Origin of the sequence: Paracandidimonas soli, assembly GCF_004342005.1 — a bacterium.
Taxonomy (GTDB): Bacteria; Pseudomonadota; Gammaproteobacteria; order Burkholderiales; family Burkholderiaceae_B; genus Paracandidimonas; species Paracandidimonas soli.
Window position 1 is genome coordinate 50,953 of record NZ_SMBX01000011.1, and the last position, 20,909, is coordinate 71,861.

Consider the following 20,909-nt stretch of genomic DNA (forward strand, 5'->3'; position numbering starts at 1 on the left):
TATACTTGTTTGACAATAGACACGCAACCCAAACCTTCACTTTCAGGAGCCACACATGGCTGAAATTTCCGCCGGCCTGCGCAAGGCGCTTACCGGCATCTCCGGTATTCTGGTGACGCCGTTCGACGCCAACGACAATATCGAGCCCGGCAAGCTTGACCCCATCATCGAGCGCGCTATCGCAGCCAAGGTCGACATCCTGGTCGCCAACGGAAACACCAGCGAGTTCTACTCTCTCCAGGCGCACGAAGCCGAGCGGATGATGCAGGCCGTCGTCGAGAAAGTGGCCGGGCGCGCTCCCGTGCTCAACGGCGTGGGCCGCAGCGTCGGCGAAGCCTGCGCGCTGGCGCGCGCTTCCAGGAAGGCCGGCGTCGACGCCATCATGGTGCATCAGCCGCCCGATCCTTTCGCCGCGCCGCGCGGCGTGCTGGAATACATCCGCCGCGTGGCCGACGCTGCCGACGGCCTGCCGCTGATGCTGTACCTGCGCAATGACGCCATCGGCATCGACAACATCGTCAAGCTCACAGAGATTCCCGGCGTCGCCGGCGTGAAATGGGCGACCCCCGCCCCGCTGAAGCTGGCGCAGGCCATCCGTTCCGCCGCGCCGGAGATCGTCTGGGTCTGCGGACTGGCCGAAGTCTGGGCGCCGTCCATGTACGCTGTCGGCGCACAGGGCTTCACGTCAGGCCTCATCAATGTCTGGCCCGCCCGCTCCGTCGCCATCCTCGAAGCGCTGCGCGCCGGCCAGTACCAGGAAGCCATGCGCCTGATCGGAGAAATCGAAGAGTTCGAAGCCATCCGGGCCGAAGAGTTGAACGGCACCAACGTAACCGGAGTCAAGGCCGCGCTGCAATTGCTCGGCAACGATTGCGGCCCCACGCGCGCGCCCGCCGCCTGGCCGCTGACAACCTCGCAGCAGGAACGCATGAAGACCATGCTGAAAAGCGTCGGCGTCATCTGAAACCGCTTGCGGCGGTTCCGGGGCCAGCGTCATTCTTGCCCGCCCGGAGAACGCGGAACCCCGGCCCGGAGGCCGGGGCCTGGACGCAACGCTCGCCGGTCATGCTTCATGCATCCGCAAGAATCTTCGGCGGCGATCGCCCTCAATCCATCTTGGCGCCGGATTTCTTGACGGTATCACCCCATTTCCGGATCTCGGCCGTCATGAAATCGGAAACCTCCTTGGGCGAATTTGCGACCACGACAAAACCGACCTCTTCCAGCTTTTCGCGAATGGCGGGATCGTTCATGGCAGCCACGGTTTCGCGATGCAGCTTCTCCATGATGTGCTCGGGCGTTCCCGCCGGCGCGCTCAGGCCGAAGAAGGATTCGGCCGAATAGCCGGGATAGAATTCCGCGATCGCGGGTACGTCGGGATAGGCCGGGTTGCGCTCAAGACTGGTGACCGCGAGCGCGCGCAACTTGCCCCCCTCCACATGAGGCAGCAGGTTATCCTGATTCAACAGCAACGCATTGACCTGGTCGCCCATGACGGCGGTGATCGCGGCCGCGCCGCCCTTGTACGGCGCGTGAACGATGTCCAGTCCGGCGACCTGCTTGAGCATTTCCATCGACAGATGGCCCGAAGATCCGCTGCCGGAACTGGCCGCCACATACTTGCCCGGATTGGCCTTGACGATATCGATGAACTCCTTGAAGGTCTTGGCTTCGAACGAGGGGTTTACCACCAATACGTTAGGCCCCGTGGCCAGCAGGGACACATGCGCGAATTCGCTGTCCTGATAGGCGATCTGCGGATACAGCGCATAACCGATGGCATTGGAACCCACGCCGGAAAGCAACAGCGTATAGCCGTCCGGCTCCGCCTTTGCCACGACGTTGGAACCGATCGTGCCGCTGGCTCCGCCCCGGTTCTCGATGATCACGCTTTGTCCAAGCCGTTCTGCCAGCAGGTTGCCCAGCATGCGCCCTACCGCATCGGTACTGCCTCCAGGCGGAAACGGCACGACCAGCCGGATCGGCTTGGTGGGCCAGTCCGTTTCCTGCGCCTGGGACGCGGCCGGCGCGCCCAGCGCTAACGCCGCGGTCAGGCCTGCCATGCCGCCCAGCAATGCGCGGCGACGCAGCGAGGAGCCTTGTTTGATGATTTTCGTGATTTCCATGCTCATATCGGATAGTCTCCCATGATGCTGATGATTGAATAGATAATTCGGACAATATATGATGTCAGACATCTTAAGAGACGCACGATAGCGGATCTTTCATTCCCGGCAAACCCGTATAACCCCGAACAGGATCCCCGACCATGGCACAACCCGACTCCGCAAAGCCCCAACTGCTGGTTCTCTACAACCTGAGGCCCGCACAGATGGAGCAACTGGAACAGTCCTTCACTCTGCACCGGCTGAACCAGGCCGACGACAAGGCGTCGCTCCTTGCCGCCGTCGGCCCGAACATCCGCGGCGTCGTCACCAGCGGCGGACTGGGCTTCAAGGCCGAGATGCTGTCGTCTCTACCCCTGCTGGAGATCGTGGCCTCTTCGGGCGTCGGCACCGACAGCATCGACATCGCCGCCTGCCATGCCAGGGGCATCGCCGTCACCAACACGCCCGACGTCCTGAACGACGATGTCGCCGATCTCGGCATCGGCCTCATCATGAACGCATTGCGCCGCCTCGGCGACGGCCACGCCTATACACGCAGCGGCGACTGGGGCCGCCTCGGCATGATGACGCTGACCACGTCGCTGAAAGGCAAGCGCCTGGGCATCGTCGGCCTGGGCCGCATCGGGCACGAGCTGGCCGACCGCGCCTCCGCGCTGAAAATGCAGATTGCCTACACCGGCCGCAACAAGCAGGATGTCGGCTACACCTACTACGCCAGCCTGGCCGAACTGGCCAGCAACAGCGACGTGCTGGCGCTGACCTGCCCCGGCGGCAAGCAGACTTACCACATCATCGATGCGGCCGTCCTCGAAGCCCTGGGCCCCAAGGGCTGGCTCGTCAACCTGGCGCGCGGCTCGGTGGTGGACGAAGCCGCGCTCATCGACGCGCTGGAGCAGCGCCGCATCGCCGGGGCCGCGCTGGACGTGTTCGAGAACGAGCCCAATATCGATCCTCGCTTCTCGACGCTGGACAACGTGGTGCTCTACCCGCACCACGCCAGCGGCACGACGGAAACGCGCGACGCCATGTCGCAACTGGTGGTCGACAATCTCATCGCGCACTTCCAGCAGAGGCCGCTGGTCACGCCCGTCTGAGCCACGCGGCACAACACCCGGGCGGCTTCTCTCCGCCCGCGGTCATTCATACGAACAACAGGCACCCCAAATGACACAACCCTACGAACGCATTCGCCGCAAGTCGCCGGAAGACCTGCGCTCCGCGCGCTGGTTCGCTCCCGACGACCTGCGCAGCTTCGGCCACCGCTCGCGCATCATGCAGATGGGCTATGCGCCCGAGGACTGGGCCGGCAAGCCCATCATCGGCATCCTGAACACCTGGTCCGACCTGAATCCCTGTCATGCGCACTTCAAGCACCGCGTCGAGGACGTCAAGCGCGGCGTCCTGCAGGCGGGCGGCTTCCCCGTGGAAATGCCTGCGATCACGCTGTCGGAAAACTTCATGAAGCCGACGACCATGCTGTACCGCAACCTGCTGGCCATGGAAGTCGAGGAGCAGATCCGCGCCCATCCGGTCGACGGCGTCGTGCTGCTGGGCGGCTGCGACAAGACCACCCCGGGCCTGACCATGGGCGCGCTGACCGCGGGCCTGCCCATGATCTATCTGCCGGCCGGCCCCATGCTGCGCGGCAACTACGCGGGCCAGCAGCTGGGCTCGGGATCGGACGCCTGGAAGTACTGGGACGAGCGCCGCGCCGGCACGATCACCGCCCAGCAATGGCTGGGCGTGGAAGGCGGCATCGCGCGCTCGTACGGCCACTGCATGACCATGGGCACGGCTTCCACCATGACGGCCATCGCGGACGCCATGGGCCTGAGCATTCCGGGCGCTTCTTCGATTCCCGCGCCGGATGCCAACCACATCCGCATGGCGTCCGCCTGTGGCCGGCGCATCGTGGAAATGGTCTGGGAAAACCTGACGCCCGACCTGATCGTCACGCCGCAGGCCGTGCGCAACGCCACCGTGGTCGCCATGGCGATGGGCTGTTCCACCAACGCGGTCATCCACCTGCTGGCCATGGCGCGCCGCGCGGGCGTGCACTGGTCACTGGACGACCTGGATGCGCTGGGCCGCACCACGCCGGTCATCGCCAATGTCCGGCCATCGGGTTCGACTTACCTGATGGAGGATTTCTTCTATGCCGGCGGCCTGCTGGGGATGATGGGCCAGTTGAAGGAAAAGCTGGACCTGGACTGCCTCACCGTCATGGGCGAAACCCTGGGCCAGGCCATCGCCGATGCGCCGGTCTACAACGAGGACGTCATCCGCCCGCTGTCCAACCCCGTCTACCACGAAGGCTCGCTGGCCGTGCTGCGCGGCAATCTGTGCCCGGACGGCGCCGTCATCAAGCCGGCTGCCTGCGACGCCCGTTTCCAGAGGCACACGGGTCCCGCGCTGGTGTTCGACAGCTACCCCGAAATGAAGGCCGCCATCGACGACGAAAACCTGGATGTCACGCCCGACCATATCCTGGTGCTGCGCAACGCTGGTCCGCTGGGCGGCCCCGGCATGCCGGAATGGGGCATGCTGCCCATGCCCAAGGCCCTGCTCAAGCAGGGACACCGAGACATGCTGCGCATTTCCGACGCGCGCATGAGCGGCACCAGCTACGGCGCCTGCGTGCTGCATGTCGCGCCCGAAGCCCATATCGGCGGTCCGCTGGCGCTGCTGCGCACCGGAGACCTGATCAGCATCGACATCCCCGCGCGCACGCTGAACATGCTGGTCAGCGATGAGGAGCTGGAGAAGCGCCGCGCCGAATGGAAGCAGCCGGAGCCGAAGTTCGAACGCGGCTACGGCTGGATGTTCTCCAAGCACATCAGCCAGGCCAACGAGGGCTGCGACTTCGACTACCTGACCCGCGACTTCGGCAAGGCCGCCGGAGAACCAGATATTTTCTGACGGCCGACGGGCCTGCCGCCGACAGGGCGCAGGCCCCATCCGGCAGCCGGGCCATCTATAATCCTGTGGATAACCGATCACCACACCACCAGCCCCGGACATGACAACCACCTCTCCTCGCCTGACCTCACTGATTCGACGCTCTTCGCGCACGCTCGCGGAGGAAGCCGTCGAAGCCCTGTCCGCCCCCATCCACAGCGGCCAGCTCGGCCCGGGCGACAAGCTGCCCACTGAATCGGAAATCATGCGCCAGCTGGGAGTCAGCCGCACCGTCGTGCGTGAGGCCATTTCGCGCCTGCAGGCCAGCGGCCTGGTCGAAACGCGCCATGGCATCGGCACATTCGTGGCGCAGCCGGCGGAAAATCCGATGCACATCCCGCTGAGTTCCGTCAGCACAGCCATCGATGCCGTTGCGCTGCTGGAGGTCCGCATCGCCATCGAAGTCGAGGCGGCCACACTGGCGGCGGAACGCCGCACGCCGGAGCAGCTCGACGCCATCAGACAGGCGCTCGACCATCTGACCGCGCTGGAAAGCGCCGACGTGCTGGATCCACAGCACGCCATCGATGCCGATTTTGCATTCCACCAGGCCATCGCCATGGCAACGGGCAATACCTATTTCCACGAATATCTCACCCATCTGGGCAAAGGCTCGATTCCCCGCAGCCGGCTGCAGATGGACAACGACTCTCACCAGCGCTATCTGCAAAAGCTGAACAAAGAGCACCAGTTCATCTATTCCGCCATCCAGGCGCAGGACCCCGCAACGGCCGGCGAAGCCGCGCGCAGCCATCTGCGCAACAGTCAGACCCGCCTGAAGCGCGCGCTGGAAGCCCAGGACAGCGCGGCCGAATCCATCCGCTAGGCCGCAATATTTCCCCCGCCTTGTCGCTTGCGCGTTCTCCTCCGTAGTTGTATGATGTCGTATCAATGATCCAGTCATTCTCCAACATCCACTCGAAACTGAGGTGATTCATGTCCGGCATTACTCCGCAGGAACTCAAGAGCATCATCGGCGAAGGCCTGCTCTCCTTTCCCCTGACCGACTTTGACGCCAATGGCGATTTCAATGCCAAGGGCTATATCGATCGCCTGGAATGGCTGGCTCCCTACGGCGCAAGCGCGCTGTTCGCCGCCGGCGGCACGGGCGAATTCTTCTCGCTGGAGCCCAACGAATACAGCGACATCATCCGCACGGCAGTCACAACCTGCAAAGGCAAGGTGCCCATCATCGCCGGCGCAGGCGGCTCCACGCGCCAGGCCATCGCCTACGCGCAAGAGGCCGAGCGCCAGGGCGCGCACGGCATCCTGCTGATGCCCCACTACCTGACCGAAGCCAACCAGAACGGCGTCGTTGCCCACGTCGAAGCCGTCTGCAAATCCGTGGACTTCGGCGTCATCGTCTACAACCGCTCCCTGTGCCGCCTGGAAGCCGATCACCTGGAAGTCCTGGCCGAGCGCTGCCCCAACCTCATCGGCTACAAGGACGGCATCGGCGAGATCGAGCGCATGGTCACCATCCGCCGCCGCCTGGGCGACCGCTTCTCGTATCTGGGCGGCCTGCCCACCGCCGAAGTCTTTGCGTCGGCCTACCGCGCCCTGGGCGTGCCCGTCTACTCGTCGGCCGCATTCAACTTCGTGCCCGCCACCGCCATGCGCTTCTACAAGGCCATCAGCACCGGCGACCAGGACACGGTCAATGAGTTGCTGGACAAGTTCTTCCTGCCCTACATCAAGCTGCGCAACCGTTCCGCGGGCTACGCCGTCAGCATCGTCAAGGCCGGCGCCACCCTGGTCGGCCACAGCGCGGGCCCGGTCCGTCCCCCGCTGACGGAACTGACCGCCGAAGAGCGCGACATCCTGGCCGGCATCATCAAGGCAGTCGAGTAAGTCCGGCATCGCCGGCAAGACAGCGCCCCGGCAGCATGGCGGAAGCTTTCCGCCATGCTGCCGGGGCGTTTTCATGTCCCTGCGAAATCCCGGGGGGGTCCGGAATGAGCCGGAGAGGAAGCACAGCCTGCATCTTCTCCATCGGCTGCCTGGCAACAAAAAGGGAGGATTTCTCCTCCCTTTTTGTTCAAGCGCCGCGATGTTGCCGGCTTAGTTGACTTGCAGATTGCGCTTCTTGATGACCTGGCCGAATTTCTCGCGGTCGCGCGCCATCATGTCGGCCAGCCCCTGGGGCGTGGAAGGCATGGCTCCCGCGCCTTGCGCCGTCAGGGTTTCCTTGACCTCTGGGATTTCCGTTACCTGGCGGATCAGGTCTCCGAGACGCTCCACCACCGGCTGCGGCGTTCCCTTGGGCGCAAGCACCGCTGTCCACGAACCGACTTCGGCATCCACGCCCTGCTCTTTCAGCGTGGGCACATTGGGCAGCGAGCTGGATCGCGAGCTGCCCGTGACGGCCAGCGCCTTGAGCTGCCCCGCGTTGATGAAGGACACCGATTCAAGCACCGAGGCGATCAGCATGTCCACGTGGCCGGCCACCAGGTCCGTCATGGCCGGACCGCCCCCCTTGTACGGCACGTGCAGCAGCTCCGTGCCCGACGCTTCCTGGAAGATCTCGCCCGACAGGTGCGGCCCGCCGCCCGTGCCGGAGCTGGCGAACGTATGCTTGCCCGGTTCCTTCTTGGCCAGGTCGATCAGGTCCTGCAGGGTATCCACCTGCAGTTTGGGGCTGGTCACCAGGATGAACGGCAGGTCGGAGAATGTGGAGACAGGCTCGAACGCTTCGGCGGGATCGTTCTGCAGCTTATAGAGCAAAGGGTTGATGGACAGCAGGCCGGAGTTGCCGAACAATAGGGTGTAGCCATCCGCAGGCGCCCTGGCCACGGCGTCCGCTGCGATCTGTCCCGCGGCGCCCGGGCGGTTGTCCACCACGAAGGTCTGCCCCGTCAGCTGGCCCAGGTGCGTGGCAAGCAGGCGTGCGGAAATATCGGTGCCGCCCCCGGGGGAGAACGGCACAATGACGGTCACGGGCTTGGACGGATAGGATGCGGCATCCTCCGCCGCCAGGGCCGTGCCGGAAAACGCAGCGCACACCGACAGGGCAACGCCATAACGCAACAGATTGGGAAAGCGCATGATTGACTACCTCCTTCGTTCTCATACTTTTTGTTCCGGTGGCGTCTTCCACCGGAGCTTTATGGATAATGCACTGAACGGCACACTTCCGCCAGCGCCTGCTCTCAGGCTGACATACTAATATACGACATATCAGTCATCACATGACATTGTGGATGACACAAGCCTCAACCATCGCTTGAATACACAAATAACATCGTTTGATTCAAGACTTGCATCGATAAGCCTATGGAAATCCGCCAACTGGAATGCTTTATCGCCGCCGCCGAAGAGCTGCATTTCGGCCGTGCCGCCAAACGGCTGCACATGACGCAGCCGCCGCTGAGCCGGCAGATCCAGCGCCTGGAGGACAGTCTGGGCACCGCCCTGTTCGACCGCAGCAGCCGGCATGTGCAGCTGACCGTTTCAGGAAGGGCTTTTCTGCGCGAGGCGCGCCATCTGCTGGAAGCCTTCAAGCGCGCCAAGGAGTCCGCCCGCCAGGCCTCGCAGGGAGAAACGGGACACCTGGCGCTGGGCTTTACCGCCGTGGCAGCCTACCGTCTGGTGCCGGACCTGCTCAAGCGCATGCAGGCATTGTTGCCCCACATCAAGGTGCATCTGCATGAAATGGTGACCACCGACCTGGGCAAGGCCCTGACGGCGAACGATCTCGATCTGGTCATCGCCCGCGACATTCCCCAGGAACCCGACCTGGTATCGTCGCCGCTGACACGCGAACCCATGGTGCTCGCCATGCCGGACGGCTCCGCCCTGGCACGCCACAGCTGTGTTCCGCTATCGGCCCTGCACCGCCAGGCATTCATCCAGTATCACCCGAAAGGCGGGAGGTATTTTCACAACCGCATCGTCGGCCTGTTCAACATCGTGGGCATACAGCCCAACATTGTGCAGCTGGCCAGCCAGACCCACACCCTGCTGTTCATGATCCGGGCCGGCATAGGCATCGGCATCGTGCCGAGCTCGGCGCAGGAACTGCACCTGCCCGGCGTCGCGTTCCGGCCACTGGCGCCCCCCAATATTTTCGCGGAATTCCATCTGGGCTGGCATGAGAATCACGCGAACCCGGCGCTCTCCGCCTTCCTGGACAAGATCATCGTCCCGGACCAGATGGATGCGCCATGAAAACACGCCACGCGGCGCCTTCGGCTTGCGGCACCGCTCCGCTTCCCTGCGGCAGAAAACGACATGCCCGCCGTGAACGGCGGTAACGCCGTCCATGGCGGGCATGGCCTGTATCCGCTCCGGACGGCATGCAGGCCGCCGGATGCGGGAAGATTTGCGCTTCAGGCTGCGATCAGCGGCCCTTGGCGGCGCGCCATGCCTTGAAATCGTCCAGCGTCTTGGGATCCGTCGCCGGATACAGGCCGCGGATCGAGCGGCCCTTGGCCACTTCTTCGGCCACGAAGTCTTCGAACGCCGTCATCTCGAAAGCCTCGTCGGCGATTTCCGCCGCCAGATGCGCGGGAATAACGACGACGCCGTCGCAATCGCCCACGATGATGTCGCCCGGGAACACCGGCGCATCGCCGCAACTGATGGGCTCATTGATGCCGATAGCCTGGTGCAGCGTCAGGTTGGTCGGCGCCGAGGGGCGCTGGTGGAAGGCGGGCATGTCCATGCGGGCGATGTCGCCGGCATCGCGGAAACCGCCGTCCGACACCACGCCCGCCACGCCGCGCGCTTGCAGGCGGCCGATCAGGATGGAGCCGGCCGACGCGGCCCTGGGGTTCTTGCGGCTGTCCATGACCAGCACGGCGCCGGGAGGGCAGGTTTCCACGGCCTTGCGCTGCGGATGCTCGGGATCGCGGAACACCTGGAGCTCGTTCAGGTCTTCGCGGGCGGGGATGTAGCGCAGCGTGAATGCCGGGCCCACCATGCTGCGCGACTTCGGCGCGCCGACAGGCAGGACGTCCTGGATGTACTGGCTGCGCATGCCGCGCTTGTACAGGCAGGTGCTGATGGTGGCGGTGCTGACGCCTTTCAGTTTTTCAATAACAGCAGCCGAAACTTCAGCCATGGCGATTCTCCATTCCAATAAGTAGGAGGATGCTGCGGCGGACACCGGAATCCGGTCGTCGTCCTCACACCCAAGTTAGCATTATTTATGACATCTGATCTGCTATATATGTCATATTAATTTACCACTTTAGACCATGTCAACGACTAATTCGTCCAACGAAGAAGATTGCGCGGCGAAGCGGCCTGCGCGCCACATCGTTCTTTCGGAATGGATACGGGCGAAGCGGCCCTATTGATCCAGTTGCCGGTCGAGCAGGCGGTTGCGCGCCTGATCCAGGTGGAAAGCCATGGCGATCCCGGCGCTCTCCGGGTCGGACAGGCGGATGGCGCGCAGGATGCGCTGGTGCTCGTCCAGCACTTGCCGCTGCCGCTGCTGCGTGCCGGAACGCGTCAGCGCCAGCGTGACATCAATGCCGGCCTTCAATTGCTGCGACAGCCCCTCCAGCGTTTCCAGCAGCAGGGTATTGCCGGACGCCGCCGCGATCGCATGATGGAAAGCGAGATCTTCGTGGGTGGAAACCTCCTCCCGCTCCATGGCGCCGCGCATGCGCGCATCGGCCTCTTCCATCAACCGCAGTTGCTCCACGCTGCGATGCCGGGCGGCCAGCCTGGCGGCCAGCGGTTCCAGCACGAGTCGCAATTCGAACCCCTGCAGCACCCGGCTGAGCTTGGCGGTATCGATATGCCTGCCCAGATCGCTGGACGGCATGCGCTGGACATAGGTGCCAGAGCCCTGGCGCGACACGACGATTCCGTCCTGCTGCAAACGCTGCAGTGCTGCCCGCACGACGGGCCGCGACACCTCCAGCCGGCTTGCCAGGGCAGTCTCGGCAGGCAGGCGCTCGCCCACCTCGTAGCGCCCCGCCATCAATTCATCCAGCAGGTGCTGGTAAGTCGCATCCGAGAGCCGTTGCCGCTCGATAGGCCTCATGGCATTCATCCAGGCAGAAAACTTCATGATAGCAAAAGTTGTCTACCGAATTAACCAATTTCAGCCGCCGTTGCTCCAGGAAGCGCAATAGGTCCGCACCTCGCTTGGAAACGCGCCAATCCTTGGCAAATTATCAGGGAAGACCCTTAGCCCTATCGGTTGTAGGTCATCGTATGAGAAGGCTAGAATTTTCAAACTGTCCGATTACTCACATTTTTCAGCATTCGGTGGATACACATCCGCAAAGCCGGCAAGAAGCAAGGGAACATAGTGACCATCCAGTCCATCCATCTGCATCGCATCTGTGTGCCATATGGCACATCGCGCCGTAAACAGCTCGAGCAACACGACCCCTACAACATGGCGACGGCCAAGGATGAAGGCATGGAAAGCCTTCTGGTCTGCATCACCACGGCCGACGGCCTGACGGGCTGGGGCGAAGCCTTCGGACACAAATGCAACCCATCGACCTGGGCAGCGCTTGCCGAAGTCATCGGTCCCTATCTGCTGGGGCGCCCGTCGCAGGATCCTGCCGCCCTTCAGGAACAGGTACTCAGGACTTTCCACGGCTTCGGGCAAACCGGTCCGATACTGTACGCCCTGTCGGGCATCGATATCGCTCTCTGGGACATTGCCGCGCAACGCGCTGGCAAACCACTGCACGCGCTGCTGGGAAGCAATCGATCAACCGTCGATACCTATCCCAGCCTACCCTGCTACGGCGATCCGGAAGAAATCGCCAGCCAGATCCAGCGTGTGCTGGCCCTGGGTTATCGGCGCATCAAGCTGCACGAAACCGCTTTGCCCGTCATGGATGCGGCCCTGGACGCCATGCCGCAGGGCACGGAACTGATGGTCGACGTCAACTGCCCCTGGAGCCGGGAAGAGGCGGCAACTGTCGCACGACATCTGAAAGCGCGCGGCATGGGCTGGCTGGAAGAACCCATCTGGCCGCCGGACGACCTGCCCGGTCTGGCCGCTCTGCGCAAGGAAACCGGCATGACGATCTCTGCCGGAGAAAACGCCAGCGGTGTCCAGGGTCTGTTGCAACATTTCGCGCTGAACGCCATCGACGTTGCCCAGCCCAGCGTAGCCAAGATCGGCGGCGTCACCGGCATGCTGCAGGTAGTCGCAGCAGCGCGCCAGCACGGCGTGCGTGTCGTGCCGCATTGTTTTTATTATGGTCCCGGCCTGCTGGCCACTGCGCATCTGGTCGCCTGTCTCCCACAAGAGACTCCACTGGAGATTCCTTTCCTGGCCTTCCAGGAAAAAGCCCACGCCTGGCTCAACTACCAGCCAAGCATGGCATTGCCCGCGCAGCCCGGCCTGGGATTCCGGCCCGATGCCGATGTCATGGCCCGCCACGAGCTCTGCAACCTGGCACTGAACGCCTGATACTGCTATTTCCGATCCGGCGCGATACCGGCAATCACCGCGGCCATGTCCACTACACCCGTCCGTTGGACATGCTTCGATCAGCCCACCCGTCAATAAATATGGAGACAAACCCATGACTACAGCATTTCGCACACTGACCGCATCCTTCCTGACTGCCGCCGGCATCGCCCTGGCCGCCCCCGCCGCCACGGCGGCCACCACAATCAAGATCGCCAACTTTTTCCCCGATGCGCACCCCGTCAATGTCGCGCTGCGCGAAGTCTTCAAGCCTGCCGTCGAAGAACAGTCCAAGGGCGAGCTGCGCGTGCGCATCTATGCCAACGGCGCCCTGGGCGGAGACGAGCGTCTGTACAACTCGGTTCGCGGCGGTACGCTGGAAATCGCCATTATCGGCACCATTATGGAAAAAGAAGTGGACTATGTCGGCATCGCCCAGCAGCCATTTCTCTTTACCAACTATGACCACGCCCGCAACGTCTTGCGGGGCCCCATCGGAGACAGCCTGGTCGCCGACTTCAAGGACAAGCTCGGCCTCGAGTTCCTGGGCTGGGGCGTTCAAGGCTTTCGCGTCATCGCCAGCAGCAAACCCATCAAGCAGTTCTCCGATTTCCAGGGGCTGCGCCTGCGCTTCCCCGGCATAGAAAACATGGTGGCCATCGGACAGGCCCTGGGAGCGAACGTCACTCCGCTGCCCATCAATGAAGTCTTCGGCGCCCTGGAACAACGCGTGGTCGACGGCGTGGAAAATCCCTACCCGAACCTCTATACCGCCAAATGGTACGAACTCACCAAGTATGTACTGGAATCGAACCATGTCTTCAGTCCCAACCTGTACGTGGCCAATGAGCGCTTCTGGAACAAGCTCAGCGCCGAGCAACAGGCCGTCGTGCGCAATGCCGTACAGGCATCCACCGCACGCGAATGGGAGTTGCTGATTTCCGAAGAGGCAGGGGTCAAAGAAACCCTGCAAAAAGAAGGCGTGGAGATCACGGTGCCTTCAGAGGAGTTCCGCGGGCAGCTGCAGCAGGCCGTCCAGGATTCCTATGCCAAGCTTTACGCGCGCACACCCGGCGCAGAAGCCATCGTCAAGCAGATCAGGGAAGCCAAATAAGCAATGAACTCGCCTCAACCACAAGAAAAAGGCGCAAGCGGCAAGCACCGCCTCAACACGGTGCTGGGCATCTGCATGGCCATATGTCTGACGGCAATGGCCGTGCTGGTGTTCGGCAATGTCATCCTGCGCTATCTGTTCAACTCCGGCATCACTTGGTCGGAAGAAATGTCACGTTACTTTTTCGTGTTCATGATCTTCTTCGGTTCCGCCAGCGCCGCCATTATGGGCAAACATATTTCCGTCGACCTGCTCGTGCGACGCCTGGCTCCCGGCAACCGCCGCATCGTCCTGGTCATTGCGAATCTGCTGTCCATTGTCGTGCTGGCCATGCTTGCCATCGGCTCATGGGAGCTTGCCGAGATCAACCGTAATTCGCATGGCCCCGTCACCGGCTTTCCGCTCTGGCTGCTGTTTGCCGGATGCCTGGGCATGGCTGTCTGCATGGCTGTCGTGGCATGCCGTGACCTGCTGCGCGCATTGACCGGCGCATCTTCGGAGCAAGGCGGAAATCCATGACCGAACTCCTCATTTTCGTAGCTGCGCTACTGGTGCCGATCGCATTCGGTATCTCCATCGCCATTGCCCTCATCATCGCCAGTGTCGCGTTGATGCTCCACCTCGATATGTTCAGCACCCAGGTCATTGCTGAAAATCTGGTCAGCGGCGCGAACAATTTCTCGCTCATGGCCATTCCGTTCTTCATCCTTGCCGGAGAACTGATGAACGCGGGCGGCATCACCCGTCGCATCATCGACCTGGGCCTGGCGCTGGTGGGACACAAACGGGGAGGCATGGGCTATGTTTCCATCATTGCCGCCATCCTGTTCGCATCGCTGTCCGGCTCGGCCGTGGCCGACACCGTCGCGCTTGGCGCCGTGCTGATTCCGCTCATGATCAAGGCGGGCTACGACCGTAACCGCGCCACTGGCCTGATCGCCTCGGGCGGCATCATCGCGGGCGTCATTCCTCCCAGCATCCCCCTGATCCTGTTCGGCGTCACCAGCGGCGTCTCCATATCGAAACTGTTTCTGGCGGGCATCGTCCCAGGCATGCTGATGGGCCTTGCCCTGATCCTTACCTGGTGGATCGTATCGCACAGGGACGAGCAGACTCCTCTGCCCAAGCAAAATACCTCAGAAGTCCTGCGCGCACTGCGCTCTTCCGTCTGGGCCCTGCTGCTGCCGGTCATCATCGTCGGCGGCCTACGCTTCGGTATCTTCACTCCGACGGAAGCCGGTGTGGTGGCCGCCTTCTATGCTTTGCTGGTCAGCGTCGTCATCTACCGTGAGTTGACCTTTGCCCAGCTGTTCGAGGTATTCAAATCCTCGGCAAGGCTGACCAGCGTCATCATGCTACTGGTGGCGGCTTCTTCGATCAGTGCATGGATGATGACCATGGCCGACATTCCCATGATGGTATCCGATATGCTCAGCGGATTCGCCGATAGCCCATTGCTGCTGCTCCTGCTGATCAACGCCATCGTACTGATCATCGGAATGACCATGGACCTTGCTCCCGTCATCCTCATCCTGACGCCTGTTCTGATGCCCGTCATTACAGAGGCAGGTATCGATCCAGTGTATTTCGGCATCATCTTCATCATCAACCTGGGAATCGGCTTGCTGACACCGCCAGTCGGCACTGTGCTGGCTGCAGCCACCAGCGTGGGCCAGACAACGATGGGAGGAGTCGTGCGCGGCATGTCGCCATTCCTCATCGCGCAATTGCTGCTGCTGTTCCTGTTGCTGCTGTTCCCGCAAATCGTGCTTGTACCTTTGCACTGGATGAGCTGACGGGATGCAGGATCCCCTGCGCCAATCCGATCTGGCTCAGGAGGCATCACAGATGCTTTACTCTTTACGGCATCCTGGCAAAAAATCGGCAACCCCTTTGCAGCGGTTGCCGATTTTTGTCTGGGTAGCTTCGTTGTCAGCCCGTCGTTCAGAGGAACTTCCGGGCTGAACCTTCTGACCGCCGGATCAGCTTTCGCGGCGGTTGATGCCCCACGGGTTTTCCTGCTGCAGCGCGGGCGGCAGGACTGCGTTGGGGACGTCCTGGTAGCAGACCGGGCGCAGGAAGCGGTAGATGGCGGCAGTGCCGACGGATGTCGTGCGACTGTCGGACGTGGCCGGGAACGGGCCGCCATGGACCATGGCGTCGCAGACTTCGACGCCTGTCGGGTAGCCGTTGACCAGAATGCGGCCAACCTTCAGTTCCAGGCGTTCGATCAGGCGGCCGGCCAGATCGACGTCCTTGTCATCCATCTGCAGCGTGGCGGTCAGTTGGCCTTCAAGGCTGTCGATGACCTGCAGCGCCTGCGCTTCGTTGTCGCAGACGATGACCAGCGACGCGGAACCGAAGATCTCGATGCCCAGGTCGTGCGGCTTGGCGATGAACGAAGCGGCATCCGTCGTGAACAGGCGGGCCTGGCACTGGTTGGACAGCGCGGTGTTGTTCTTGCCTTCGGCCAGCGTCTTGACCTCGCCGTACTTCTGCAGCTGCTCCACGCCCTGCTGGTAGGCCGAGAAGATGCCCGGGGTCAGCATGGTCGCGCTGTCCGCATTGCTCACGCCTTCGCTGGCTGCCTTGATGAAGGCGTCCAGCTCGGGGGACTTCAGGCCGATCACCAGGCCGGGGTTCGTGCAGAACTGGCCGGCGCCCATGGTCAGCGACTGGACGAAGCCCTTCGCCATGGCTTCGGCGCGGCCGGCCAGCGCGTTGGGCAGCAGGAACACGGGGTTGATGCTGCTCATCTCGGCGAACACAGGGATGGGTTCGGGCCTTGCGGCAGCCGTCTTCATCAGCGCTACGCCGCCGGCGCGCGAGCCGGTGAAGGCCACAGCCTTGATGACGGGATGCTTGACCAGGCTCTGGCCGATTTCCGCGCCCGAGCCGAACAACAGCGAGAACACGCCTTCATGCAGGCCGCATTCCTTGACGGCTTCACGCACGGCGCGGCCGACCAGCTCGGACGTGCCGGGGTGGGCGGAGTGGCCCTTGACGATGACGGGAGCGCCGGCAGCCAGCGCAGCAGCGGTATCGCCGCCCGCGACCGAGAAAGCCAGGGGGAAGTTGCTGGCGCCGAATACGGCCACCGGGCCGACCGGGATGTACTGCAGGCGCAGGTCGCTGCGCGGCAGCGGCTGGCGCTCCGGCAGCGCCTTGTCGACGCGCGCATCGATCCAGTCGCCGCGCAGGACTTCGCGCGCGAACAGGCGGAGCTGGCCCACGGTGCGGCCGCGCTCGCCCTGCAGGCGGGCGACCGGCAAACCCGTTTCCTGGTGCGCGCGCTCGATCAGCGTATCGCCCAGCGCCTCGATGTGCTTGGCGACGCTTTCCAGGAAGGCGGCGCGCTGCTCCAGCGAAGTCTTGCGGTACGACGCGAAGGCTTGCGCCGCCAGTTCGCAGGCGCGCTCCACTTCGGCAGGCGTGCCGCCGTTGTAGGGGGGATCCAGCGACTCGTTGGTGGCGGGATTGATGCCACGGATGGCAGCCTGGGTGCCAGTAACGTCCTGGGACCCGATCAGCATTTGACCTGTAATTTTCATGGCGTCTTGATCAGCGGAAAAGTTGGAGAATCTTCCATTCTATCCAGCATGCGGCCCTGCAGTATCGCTTCTTGTTATAGGGGGATATCGAATCGTCATAGGCGAGCCGCGATTCCGGTATCGGGCTGATGGTGCGCCCACTCCGGCAGCACGAACTTGAAGGCATAGCCCGGAAACGCCTGGGCGGAAACCCGTTGCGCCTCGGCCAGCGCGCGCTCGGCCTGGGCAACGACCCGGTCGCAGATGGCATATAACTGATCCGTATAACCCTGCAGCATTTCCGAATCCGCCGCGCCGCACAGGAAGCGGACCTGCTGCGCGCGTTCTTCGGTGAAGTCGGTGACTCCCGCCTCTTCCAGCCTGGGGCGTATGCGCAGGTCATGGAACTTGCGCCGCGTCTCGACCGCATCGTGCAGGGATTCGATGCCGTCGTCCACCATTACGATCAGGAACGCCAGCGCCGCGCTTTCCTCGTGGTCGCGCAGCATGTGCGATATCCATTCGAAATCGACGCGGACGTCGACCAGATGCCGTCCCGAGACCGGCGGCACACAGATGTCGCGGTTGCGATCTTCGCGGAAAGGGTCCAGCACTTCGGCCTGCATCCTGGCCGCCAGCGTCAATTGCCTGCACAGGACGAAAATGGCCGATTGCAGGCCGTCGGCGTCGCGATCCCTCTGCAGCTCCTGGTCGCGTCGGCGTTCCAGGCCGAACGCGAATTTCGCCCCCATGAAGGCAGCAACCACGGTACCCAGTATACCGACGGCCAGTTCGGCCATGCGGATCCAGATGCCATCCATGTTTCCCCCTATTCCGCCGGGCCATCCCGCGGTCTGCCGCTAACAGGGCGCAGCGTAACTCAAAACAGGGGGAAAAGGATATCCGGAAGGATCAGACTCCGTCGAAGAAATGGACTTCGCCGGTTTCCAGGGAGTATTCCGCCCCGACGACCTGCAGCCCGCCATTGCGAATGAGCTGCTCCAGCACCGGAGAACCATAGCGCAAGTGGCTGACGGACACGCTGACATTGCAGCGCACCGCATGCGCCGTCAGCGTCTTCAGATCATGGCGCAGTTCCGTTTGCAACAAGCCTTCCACCGACGGACGCACGCGGTCGACGATCGAGCGCAGGTTGCGCGACTGGTCTTCCGCCGGCTGCTGCAGTTCTTCGATGGTGGCCTGGATGGCGCCGCACTGGGTATGCCCCAACACCACCACCAGCGGCGTACCGTAGCGGGACGCCGCGAATTCGACGCTGCCGACCTGCGAGGGCGCAACGATGTTGCCTGCCACCCGGATGACGAACAGGTCGCCCAGCCCCTGGTCGAACACGAGCTCCGCCGGTACACGGGAATCCGAACAGCCCAGGATGATGGCGAACGGCTCCTGTTCCGAGACCAGATTGGCTTTGCGGACGGGCAATTGCTCGCTGTTGCGCAGCGTAGAGACGAACCGACGGTTGCCTTCGGTCAACCGCTGTAAGGCTTCTTGAGCAGATATCATGATGAATGATGGTGTATTTGGTTTGACATCGGCACGCCAGGCATGCCGACAAGGAAGATCGCAATCTTGCGAGAAATTTATTATGCCATAGCCAAATCATACACCCGCGGACGTCTTCACCACGCGTCGACCTGCTGCATCAAGACCTCGTGCAACTGCTGCGCCGGCATGCTCATGCTCCTGTCCCTGGACCACACCAGCGCCAGCACCGGGTCCTCCAGCGCCATCAAATGCATGGCCGCCAGGCCCTGGCGCTGGGCGTAACGCGCCCCCAGGCTTTCGACAATGGCCACGCCCAGGCCTTCCGCCGCCAGCGCGCATGCGCTGGAAGACTGCATCGCCTCCATCATGGGGCGATACGGCAGGCCCTCGGCCTCCATGACCTGGCGCGTCGCCCTGCCCGCCGGCAAGGCCGTCGCCAGCACGATGGGGCCCGCCATGGCGACTTCGGCCAGGGAAAGATCCCGGCGCGCGGCCCAGGGATGATCCTTCCGGCAAATGGCGTACAGGGACAAGGGCGCCAGTTGCACGCTCGACACCCGCTCGTTGTCGGCCACCGTCCCTACGATCACGCCCAGGTCGATCCGATGGTCCACCGCCATTTCAATGATTTCCAGCGCGGTCCCCGCCCGCAGCGTCACAGCCAGTTCCGAATGCGCCTTGCGAATGCGCATCAGCGCCGGCGGCAGGAGGCTGGACGCCGCGATGGCCACGGCGCCGACGACCAGGCGCGCCATCGTGCCCTGCCGGATGTCGCCCGCCAGCCGCTCCACCGACTCGATGCCCGCCAGCGCATTCAGCACCTCCGGGATCAAGGTCCGCGCCTGGCTCGTCAGTTGCAGGCGGCGCTTCTCGCGGCTGAACAGAAGAAAGCCCAGGCGGATTTCCATATCGCGCAGCAATGCGCTGGCCGCCGGCTGCGTCATGTTGATCGAAGCCGCCGCGGCCGTCACGGTCCGGTGCTGGTACATCGCCCGCAGCAACAATAGTTCCCGTCTGCTGAACATATGAAATTCATATGGAAATAGTCAATTTATCTATTTGACCATATCATCCATCGCTACGCACAATAAGCCGTTCCGTCACGACTACCGCGAAAAAAAATCGCGCCATCCCATGCCTGCCAACGATATCGCTGCTCTTACCTGCATTCCCATGCGGCTTCCATTCCATCATTGGGCTCCGCCTCCGCTGTTCGCCGGCCGGCCGCGCGACAAGATCGACAGCGCCCTGGTGCGGCTGGAAACCGTGGACGGAACGGTCGCCTGGGGGGAATCGTCCTGCGTCGAGCCGCGCGCGCTGACGGCGATCTTCGAGACGCTGATTGCTCCGCTCGCCCGCGGCCGCGACGCCGGCGACGAAACCTTGCTTCCCGACATGCAGCGGACGCTGCACAACCTGGGCAGGTCAGGCCCCGTGGTGCATGCGCTGGCCGGCCTGGACATTGCGTTGTGGGACCTGCGCGCCAAGCGCGAGGGCGTGCCGCTGTATCGCTTGCTGGGCGGCAAGAAACGCGACCGGGTGCGCGCCTACGCATCGCTGCTGCAATACTACGGCGACGGCGCCCGCCTGGATCAGGTCGTATCCCAGGCCCTGCGGGAAGGCTATACAGAGATCAAGCTGCATGAACGCACGGCCGGGGCCTTGTCGGCCGCCCGCCACGCGGCCGGACCCGGCGTCCCCATCATGGTGGACACGAATTGCGCCTGGACGCCCGACACGGCTCCCGCCGCCATCGCTGAAATGGCGCCATACGAGCCCTTCTGGATCGAAGAGCCGCTCTGGCCGCCGGAAGACGACCGCGCGCTCGCGCAACTGAGCCGGAGCTGCGGAATACCGCTGGCCGTCGGAGAGAACGCCGGCAGCCGCTACGACCTGGAGCGCATCATCGACGGCAATGCGGCGCGGTACGTACAGCCCAGCGTCATCAAAATGGGGCTGACCGCGGCTCTCCATCTGTCGCGCCGCAGCGCGGAAAGCCAGGTCGTCTGCGCTCCGCAAGTCGCGTTCTTCGGTCCGGGCTTCCTGGCCTGCCTGCACCTGATCGCCGCGCAGCAGACCGAGGTGTCCATCGAACGCCTCTACCTCGAGCTGGCGCACACTCCCTATGCCGACACGGTTCCCGTCGACGCGGGCTGGGTCCATGTGCCGGAGACCCCGGGCCTGGGCGCGGATCCCGAGCCCGGGCTTGCCGAAGGACGCTTCAGCCATTAAGCCGCCCCAACCCGCACGCCACCCATAGAAACATAGATCAATATCAGGAG

Annotated in this window: 19 protein-coding genes; 11 read left to right on the forward strand and 8 right to left on the reverse strand. The window is 63.3% G+C overall.

What is annotated here, in order from left to right; all coding sequences use genetic code 11:
• Positions 1-55: 55 nt before the first annotated feature.
• Positions 56-964, forward strand: coding sequence for a dihydrodipicolinate synthase family protein (locus EV686_RS16450; RefSeq protein WP_132478051.1), 909 nt, complete (start codon positions 56-58; stop codon positions 962-964).
• A gap of 142 nt (positions 965-1,106) precedes the next feature.
• Here EV686_RS16450 and EV686_RS16455 read toward each other — a convergent pair whose 3' ends face one another.
• Positions 1,107-2,126, reverse strand: coding sequence for a Bug family tripartite tricarboxylate transporter substrate binding protein (locus tag EV686_RS16455; protein ID WP_377748185.1), 1,020 nt, complete (start codon positions 2,124-2,126; stop codon positions 1,107-1,109).
• 143 nt (positions 2,127-2,269) lie between these two features.
• Between EV686_RS16455 and EV686_RS16460 the strand changes: the two genes are divergently transcribed.
• The 4 genes from EV686_RS16460 (at position 2,270) to kdgD (ending at position 6,938) form a co-directional block, all read left to right on the forward strand.
• A complete protein-coding gene (locus tag EV686_RS16460) occupies positions 2,270-3,223 on the forward strand; it encodes a 2-hydroxyacid dehydrogenase (protein ID WP_132478052.1) in 954 nt (317 codons plus the stop codon).
• A 70-nt stretch (positions 3,224-3,293) separates the two neighbouring features.
• Positions 3,294-5,048, forward strand: a complete 1,755-nt coding sequence (araD, locus tag EV686_RS16465; protein WP_132478053.1) for an L-arabinonate dehydratase — start codon at positions 3,294-3,296, stop codon at positions 5,046-5,048.
• A 100-nt stretch (positions 5,049-5,148) separates the two neighbouring features.
• Entirely contained in the window at positions 5,149-5,913 is a 765-nt protein-coding gene (locus EV686_RS16470) for a FadR/GntR family transcriptional regulator (RefSeq protein WP_132478054.1), read from the forward strand.
• A gap of 110 nt (positions 5,914-6,023) precedes the next feature.
• A complete protein-coding gene (gene kdgD / locus EV686_RS16475) occupies positions 6,024-6,938 on the forward strand; it encodes a 5-dehydro-4-deoxyglucarate dehydratase (protein ID WP_132478055.1) in 915 nt (304 codons plus the stop codon).
• A gap of 210 nt (positions 6,939-7,148) precedes the next feature.
• Here kdgD and EV686_RS16480 read toward each other — a convergent pair whose 3' ends face one another.
• Positions 7,149-8,132 (reverse strand): Bug family tripartite tricarboxylate transporter substrate binding protein, encoded by a 984-nt coding sequence (locus tag EV686_RS16480; protein WP_132478056.1) that lies wholly within the window; start codon positions 8,130-8,132, stop codon positions 7,149-7,151.
• Between the two features lie 228 nt (positions 8,133-8,360).
• On the opposite strand from EV686_RS16480, the gene EV686_RS16485 reads away from it, so the two are divergent.
• Positions 8,361-9,254 (forward strand): LysR family transcriptional regulator, encoded by an 894-nt coding sequence (locus EV686_RS16485; protein WP_132478057.1) that lies wholly within the window; start codon positions 8,361-8,363, stop codon positions 9,252-9,254.
• Between the two features lie 172 nt (positions 9,255-9,426).
• Here the strand turns inward: EV686_RS16485 and EV686_RS16490 are convergent, their stop codons facing one another.
• Positions 9,427-10,149, reverse strand: a complete 723-nt coding sequence (locus tag EV686_RS16490; protein ID WP_132478058.1) for a ribonuclease activity regulator RraA — start codon at positions 10,147-10,149, stop codon at positions 9,427-9,429.
• Between the two features lie 231 nt (positions 10,150-10,380).
• Entirely contained in the window at positions 10,381-11,082 is a 702-nt protein-coding gene (locus EV686_RS16495; protein WP_165972658.1) for a FadR/GntR family transcriptional regulator, read from the reverse strand.
• A 270-nt stretch (positions 11,083-11,352) separates the two neighbouring features.
• On the opposite strand from EV686_RS16495, the gene EV686_RS16500 reads away from it, so the two are divergent.
• The 4 genes from EV686_RS16500 (at position 11,353) to EV686_RS16515 (ending at position 15,387) form a co-directional block, all read left to right on the forward strand.
• Positions 11,353-12,477 carry a mandelate racemase/muconate lactonizing enzyme family protein gene (locus EV686_RS16500; RefSeq protein ID WP_132478060.1) on the forward strand — a complete coding sequence of 375 codons (1,125 nt, stop codon included), beginning with the start codon at positions 11,353-11,355 and terminating at the stop codon, positions 12,475-12,477.
• A gap of 115 nt (positions 12,478-12,592) precedes the next feature.
• Positions 12,593-13,591: a TRAP transporter substrate-binding protein gene (locus EV686_RS16505; protein ID WP_132478061.1), complete on the forward strand. Its 999-nt coding sequence runs from the start codon at positions 12,593-12,595 to the stop codon at positions 13,589-13,591.
• Positions 13,592-13,594: 3 nt separating this feature from the next.
• A complete protein-coding gene (locus EV686_RS16510; protein ID WP_132478062.1) occupies positions 13,595-14,110 on the forward strand; it encodes a TRAP transporter small permease in 516 nt (171 codons plus the stop codon).
• Positions 14,107-15,387, forward strand: a complete 1,281-nt coding sequence (locus EV686_RS16515) for a TRAP transporter large permease subunit (RefSeq protein ID WP_132478063.1) — start codon at positions 14,107-14,109, stop codon at positions 15,385-15,387. Before EV686_RS16510 ends, EV686_RS16515 begins: the two co-directional genes overlap by 4 nt.
• Positions 15,388-15,573: 186 nt before the next feature.
• On the opposite strand, the gene EV686_RS16520 is transcribed toward EV686_RS16515, so the two are convergent.
• The 4 genes from EV686_RS16520 to EV686_RS16535 form a co-directional block, all read right to left on the reverse strand.
• Positions 15,574-17,142 carry an aldehyde dehydrogenase (NADP(+)) gene (locus EV686_RS16520; protein ID WP_132478064.1) on the reverse strand — a complete coding sequence of 523 codons (1,569 nt, stop codon included), beginning with the start codon at positions 17,140-17,142 and terminating at the stop codon, positions 15,574-15,576.
• Positions 17,143-17,237: 95 nt separating this feature from the next.
• Positions 17,238-17,942, reverse strand: a complete 705-nt coding sequence (locus EV686_RS16525; RefSeq protein WP_132478065.1) for a hypothetical protein — start codon at positions 17,940-17,942, stop codon at positions 17,238-17,240.
• A gap of 91 nt (positions 17,943-18,033) precedes the next feature.
• Positions 18,034-18,645: a carbonic anhydrase gene (locus tag EV686_RS16530; RefSeq protein WP_132478066.1), complete on the reverse strand. Its 612-nt coding sequence runs from the start codon at positions 18,643-18,645 to the stop codon at positions 18,034-18,036.
• A 116-nt stretch (positions 18,646-18,761) separates the two neighbouring features.
• A complete protein-coding gene (locus EV686_RS16535; RefSeq protein WP_132478067.1) occupies positions 18,762-19,652 on the reverse strand; it encodes a LysR family transcriptional regulator in 891 nt (296 codons plus the stop codon).
• 109 nt (positions 19,653-19,761) lie between these two features.
• On the opposite strand from EV686_RS16535, the gene EV686_RS16540 reads away from it, so the two are divergent.
• Complete coding sequence (locus tag EV686_RS16540) at positions 19,762-20,859, forward strand: mandelate racemase/muconate lactonizing enzyme family protein (RefSeq protein ID WP_132478068.1); 1,098 nt, start codon at positions 19,762-19,764, stop codon at positions 20,857-20,859.
• Positions 20,860-20,909: the final 50 nt, after the last annotated feature.